General features: G+C 60.6%; 7 protein-coding genes. 6 read left to right on the plus strand and 1 reads right to left on the minus strand.

From position 1 onward, the window contains the following. Nucleotides 1-125: 125 nt before the first annotated feature. Genes benA through PMI21_RS02565 form a run of 5 tightly spaced genes read left to right on the plus strand, consistent with a single transcriptional unit; the run spans nt 126 to nt 4,536 of the window. On the plus strand, nt 126-1,490 hold the full coding sequence (benA, locus tag PMI21_RS02585) for a benzoate 1,2-dioxygenase large subunit (protein WP_007941542.1): 1,365 nt from the start codon (nt 126-128) through the stop codon (nt 1,488-1,490). Beyond that, complete coding sequence (gene benB, locus PMI21_RS02580) at nt 1,487-1,975, plus strand: benzoate 1,2-dioxygenase small subunit (protein WP_007941543.1); 489 nt, start codon at nt 1,487-1,489, stop codon at nt 1,973-1,975. The genes benA and benB overlap by 4 nt, the downstream gene beginning before the upstream one ends. Nucleotides 1,976-1,985: 10 nt before the next feature. Further along, nucleotides 1,986-2,999: a benzoate 1,2-dioxygenase electron transfer component BenC gene (gene benC / locus PMI21_RS02575; protein ID WP_007941544.1), complete on the plus strand. Its 1,014-nt coding sequence runs from the start codon at nt 1,986-1,988 to the stop codon at nt 2,997-2,999. A gap of 24 nt (nt 3,000-3,023) precedes the next feature. Then, nucleotides 3,024-3,797, plus strand: coding sequence for a 1,6-dihydroxycyclohexa-2,4-diene-1-carboxylate dehydrogenase (locus PMI21_RS02570; protein ID WP_007941546.1), 774 nt, complete (start codon nt 3,024-3,026; stop codon nt 3,795-3,797). Nucleotides 3,798-3,837: 40 nt separating this feature from the next. Further along, nucleotides 3,838-4,536, plus strand: coding sequence for an alpha/beta hydrolase (locus PMI21_RS02565; protein ID WP_007941547.1), 699 nt, complete (start codon nt 3,838-3,840; stop codon nt 4,534-4,536). A 3-nt stretch (nt 4,537-4,539) separates the two neighbouring features. Here PMI21_RS02565 and PMI21_RS02560 read toward each other — a convergent pair whose 3' ends face one another. Continuing rightward, nucleotides 4,540-4,902 (minus strand): NUDIX hydrolase, encoded by a 363-nt coding sequence (locus PMI21_RS02560; RefSeq protein ID WP_007941549.1) that lies wholly within the window; start codon nt 4,900-4,902, stop codon nt 4,540-4,542. Between the two features lie 222 nt (nt 4,903-5,124). On the opposite strand from PMI21_RS02560, the gene PMI21_RS29965 reads away from it, so the two are divergent. After that, nucleotides 5,125-5,328 (plus strand): hypothetical protein, encoded by a 204-nt coding sequence (locus tag PMI21_RS29965; RefSeq protein WP_007941550.1) that lies wholly within the window; start codon nt 5,125-5,127, stop codon nt 5,326-5,328. Nucleotides 5,329-5,391 lie beyond the last annotated feature (63 nt).

The following is a 5,391-nucleotide window of genomic DNA, read 5'->3' on the forward strand; positions in this document are numbered from 1 at the left end:
GCAGCTGCTACGGGAAACGATCTCGTTGCACAAAACGGATACAGGTCTGCACCCGGCGGATAGTCCGCCCCATCCCCACGTCCTAGCATGGCCCTGCCTGAATAAAAACAATGGAGGCGGCGGCCATGTCCCTGCGACCCGAATACCTTCACTCCCTGCTTGAAGAAGACCCTGAACGGGGTATCTATCGCTGCAAGCGCGAGATGTTTACCGACCCGCGGCTGTTCGACCTTGAGATGGAACACATCTTCGAAGGCAACTGGCTGTACCTGGCGCACGAGAGCCAGATCCCCAACAAAAACGACTTCTACACCACCACCATGGGGCGCCAGTCGATCTTCATCGCGCGCAACAAGGACGGTGAGTTGAACGCCTTCATCAATGCGTGCAGTCACCGTGGCGCGATGCTCTGCCGGCACAAGACCGGCAACAAGAGTTCGTACACCTGTCCCTTCCATGGCTGGACCTTCAACAACTCCGGCAAACTGCTCAAAGTCAAGGACCCGGCGGCGGCCGGCTACCCGGCGAGCTTCAACTGTGAAGGCTCCCACGACCTGACCAAAGTCGCGCGTTTCGAGTCCTATCGCGGTTTCCTGTTCGGCAGCCTCAAGGCCGACGTGGTGCCGTTGGTGGAGCACTTGGGCGAGTCGGCGAAGATCATCGACATGATCGTCGACCAGTCCGCCGATGGCCTGGAAGTGCTGCGCGGTTCCTCCAGCTACATCTACGAAGGCAACTGGAAACTCACCGCCGAAAACGGTGCCGACGGCTATCACGTCAGCTCCGTGCACTGGAACTACGCTGCCACCCAGAACCAGCGCAAACAGCGCGAAGCCGGCGAAGACATCCGCACCATGAGCGCCGGCACCTGGGCCAAGCAGGGCGGTGGTTTCTATTCCTTCGACAAGGGCCACATGCTGCTCTGGACCCGTTGGTCCAACCCTGAAGACCGTCCGCTGTACGAGCGTCGCGACGAGTTGGCCCGGGACTTCGGCCAGGCGCGCGCCGACTGGATGATCGAAAACTCGCGCAACCTGTGCCTGTACCCGAACGTGTACCTGATGGACCAGTTCAGCTCGCAGATTCGCATTGCCCGGCCGATCTCGGTCAACCGCACCGAAATCACCATTTACTGCATCGCTCCCAAAGGTGAAAGCGACCACGCCCGTTCGAGCCGGATTCGTCAGTACGAGGACTTTTTCAACGTCAGCGGCATGGCCACTCCGGATGATCTGGAAGAGTTTCGCTCCTGCCAGACGGGTTATCAGGGCAGCGTCACCACCTGGAACGACATGTCCCGTGGTGCCGAACACTGGATTGAAGGCGCCGATGACGCGGCCAGGGAAATCGACCTGCACCCGTTGCTCAGCGGGGTGCGTACCGAAGACGAGGGGCTGTTCGTGCTGCAACACAAGTATTGGCAGCAAACCATGCTCAAGGCCCTGGCCGCCGAACAGTCCGAACTGATTGCAGTGGAGGCCGTGCAATGACTATTACCTATGACGCGGTGCGCGATTTTCTCTACCGCGAAGCGCGCTACCTCGACGACAAGCAATGGGACGACTGGCTGGAGTTGTACGCGCCGGACGCAACTTTCTGGATGCCGTCCTGGGACGACAACGACGAGCTGACCGAAGACCCACAGCGGGAAATCTCGCTGATCTGGTACGGCAACCGCACGGGCCTGGAAGACCGCATCTTCCGCATCAAGACCGAGCGTTCCAGCGCCAGCGTGCCGGACACCCGCACCTCGCACAACCTCAGCAACATCGAGCTGATCGAACAGGCCGACGGCCTGTGCAAGGTGCGCTTCAACTGGCACACCCTGAGCTTTCGCTACAAGACCGTCGACAGCTATTTCGGCAGCAGTTTCTACACCCTGGATGTGCGCGGCGAGAACACGCAGATCAAGGCCAAGAAAGTGATCCTGAAGAACGACTACGTTCGCCAGGTCATCGATGTTTACCACCTCTGAGGCGGTCGTCATGACTCATTCCATTGCGTTCAATTTCGAAGACGGCGTCACCCGGTTCATCGACGCCAATGCCGGCGAAACCGTGGCCGATGCCGCGTACCGCCAGGGCATCAATATTCCGCTGGACTGCCGCGACGGCGCTTGCGGCACCTGCAAGTGTTTTGCCGAAGCCGGGCGCTACGACTTGGGCGAGGATTACATCGAAGACGCCCTCAGCGCCGAGGAAGCGCAGCAGGGTTTTGTCCTGACCTGCCAGATGCGTGCGCAGAGCGATTGCGTGGTGCGGGTGCCGGTTTCATCGGATGTCTGCCGCACCCGGCAGACCAGCTACGACGCGACCATCAGCGCCGTGCGGCAGCTGTCCGACAGCACCATCGCGCTGTCGATCAAGGGCGAGGCCCTGAGCAAACTGGCGTTTCTGCCGGGGCAATATGTGAACCTCGGGGTGCCGGGCAGCGAGCAGACCCGCGCGTACTCGTTCAGCTCGTTGCAGCGTGACGGCGAAGTCAGCTTTCTGATTCGCAACGTGCCCGGTGGCTTGATGAGCAGTTTCCTGACCGGCATGGCCAAGGCCGGCGACAGCATGAGCCTGGCCGGACCGTTGGGCAGCTTCTATCTGCGCGATATCCGCCGGCCGTTGTTGCTGCTGGCAGGTGGCACCGGTCTGGCGCCGTTCACCGCGATGCTGGAAAAAATCGCCGAGCAGGGCAGCGAGCATCCGCTGCATTTGATCTATGGCGTGACCAACGATTTCGACCTGGTGGAAATGGATCGACTGGAAGCCTTCGCCGCACGAATCCCGAACTTCAGCTTCAGCGCCTGCGTGGCCAATCCCGACAGCCGGCACCCGCTCAAGGGCTACGTGACCCAGCATATCGAGCCACGGCATTTGAACGATGGCGACGTCGATGTCTACCTGTGCGGCCCGCCGCCGATGGTCGAAGCGGTCAGCCAGTTCATTCGCGAGCAAGGCATTGCGCCTGCGAACTTCTACTACGAGAAATTTGCCGCCAGCGCGGCCTGAGCCGCGCTGTTGTGGGAGAGAGACATGAACAGATTCCATAAAAAAGTCGCGCTGATTACCGGTGCCGCCCAGGGCATCGGCCGGCGCGTGGCGGAACGCATGGCCGCCGAAGGTGCGCGGTTGATCCTGGTCGATCGCTCCGATCTGGTGTTCGAGCTGCAAAAGCAACTGGGGCAGGGCAGCCAGGTACTCGCGCTGACCGCCGACCTTGAGCAATACAGCGAATGCAGCCGCGTGATGCGCACCGCCGTCGAGCGCTTCGGGCGCCTCGATGTGCTGGTCAACAACGTCGGCGGCACGATCTGGGCCAAGCCTTTCGAGCACTATGAAGAGCAGCAGATCGAAGCCGAAGTTCGCCGTTCATTGTTCCCGACTCTGTGGTGCTGCCATGCCGCGCTGCCGTTCATGCTTGAGCAAGGCAGCGGCGCCATCGTCAATGTTTCATCGATCGCCACCCGCAGCGTCAATCGCGTGCCTTACGGTGCGGCGAAGGGCGGGGTCAACGCGCTGACCGCGTGCCTGGCGTTCGAAACGGCCGGTCGTGGGGTGCGGGTCAATGCGACCGCCCCCGGTGGCACCGAAGCGCCGCCGCGGCTGATTCCGCGCAACACCGCGGAACAAAGCGCTCAGGAAAAGCTGTGGTATCAGCAGATCGTCGACCAGACCCTCGACAGCAGTTTGATGAAGCGTTACGGCACGCTGGATGAACAGGCAAGCGCTATTCTGTTTCTGGCCAGCGACGAAGCTTCCTACATCACCGGCATGGTCATGCCGGTCGGTGGCGGCGATTTGGGCTGACAGGCTCGCAACACACCCTCCATGAACGGGAGTCATCCTGATGAGCGATAAACCCACCATTGTCTTGGTCCATGGTTTTTGGGGCGGTGCGGCCCACTGGAACAAGGTCATCGCCGAACTGATCCACAAGGGCTACACCAACATCCGCGCGGTCGAGATACCGCTGACCTCCCTGGCCGACGACGCGATGCGCACCCGCAAAATGGTCGCTCAAGTGCCGGGGCCGGTGTTGCTGGTGGGGCATTCCTATGGCGGTGCGGTGATTACCGAAGCCGGCGATCAGCCGAATGTCGTGGGGCTGGTGTACATCGCCGCGTTTGCCCCGGACGTCGGCGAAAGCCCTGGCAGCATTACCCAACAGCACCCACCGGCAGCGGCCGCGAACCTGGCCCCCGACAGCGATGGCTATTTGTGGGTGAAGCCTGAGCTTTACCACGAAAGCTTCTGTCAGGATCTGCCCGCCATCGACGGATTGGTGATGGGCATCACCCAGAAAGCACCGTTGGCCAGCACTTTTGGCGACACCATCAACACGGTGGCGTGGAAGAACAAACCGTCGTGGTATCAGGTCTCGGCCTACGACCGGATGATCGCGCCGCAAAATCAGCAATGGATGGCGACGCGACTGAACGCCCGGGAGATTCTGACCCTGAACGCCAGCCATGCGTCGCTGGCCTCGATGCCGGCCGAGATTGCCGGGTTCATCGACAAGGCCGCGACGGCATTGGCTAAAGCCTAGGACTTACAAGCGACGCTGAAACGCTTTGACGATTCTGAGCGTGGCGTCGCTTGTGTTCAGGTTCTGGACGGCGTCCAGCGGATGCCAGATGCACTCGATGATTTCATTCTGTGGCCGCGCCTCGGCCAGGTTTACCACCGATGCTTCGTAAACATGGTGGCGGGTGCTGATCGTGTTCAGCTCCATCAAGTACAGCAGGCCGTCGACCACAAGCGCTGTTTCTTCATAGAGCTCTCTTGTGGCCGCGCCCGCGATGGTTTCGCCGGGCTCGATTTTTCCGCCCGGCAGGGTCCAGCGCCCCCTGAGTTTGCGCACCAGGAGAATATGCCGGTCCTGCTCGCAAATGACGGTTGCGCGTACTTTCATGGATTACCTGACTGCCAGCTGTCACAAAACAGTCATAAAAATGCAATATTCAGACCGCAATCCGCAGACGTGTCTGCTTCAAGGGTTAGAGTCGACAGGGCGGTTGAAAGTGCATTTAACTGCCGGAATCCTGACGCGACGTCTGGTCGGCACTTCAGTGAAGGTCGGGTGTAAGGTAATTGAGTGGACCCTGGACTATCACTGCCGAAATGGAGGTGACTAATGAGCGTTCCGATGCTGACCAAAATGCACATGAACGGCTATGACGTACTCAGCGTGAACAGCGGCCCGTGGCGGGTGTGCACCAAAGGTGACCGGCTTGGATCCTTTGGCAGCCGAGAAGAAGCACTGGCCTATGCGGCTGCACTTCCCGCCTACAGAGCCCGGTCGGGCAGATCATCGCGTAGCCACAAATCAGACAAATAGTGCGCCTGAAGCCCCGGTTTGCCGGGGCTTGTAGCAGCTGCCGAGCCTGCGAGGCTGCGTTCG

This window comes from Pseudomonas sp. GM18, from assembly GCF_000282195.1.
Classification (GTDB): domain Bacteria; phylum Pseudomonadota; class Gammaproteobacteria; order Pseudomonadales; family Pseudomonadaceae; genus Aquipseudomonas.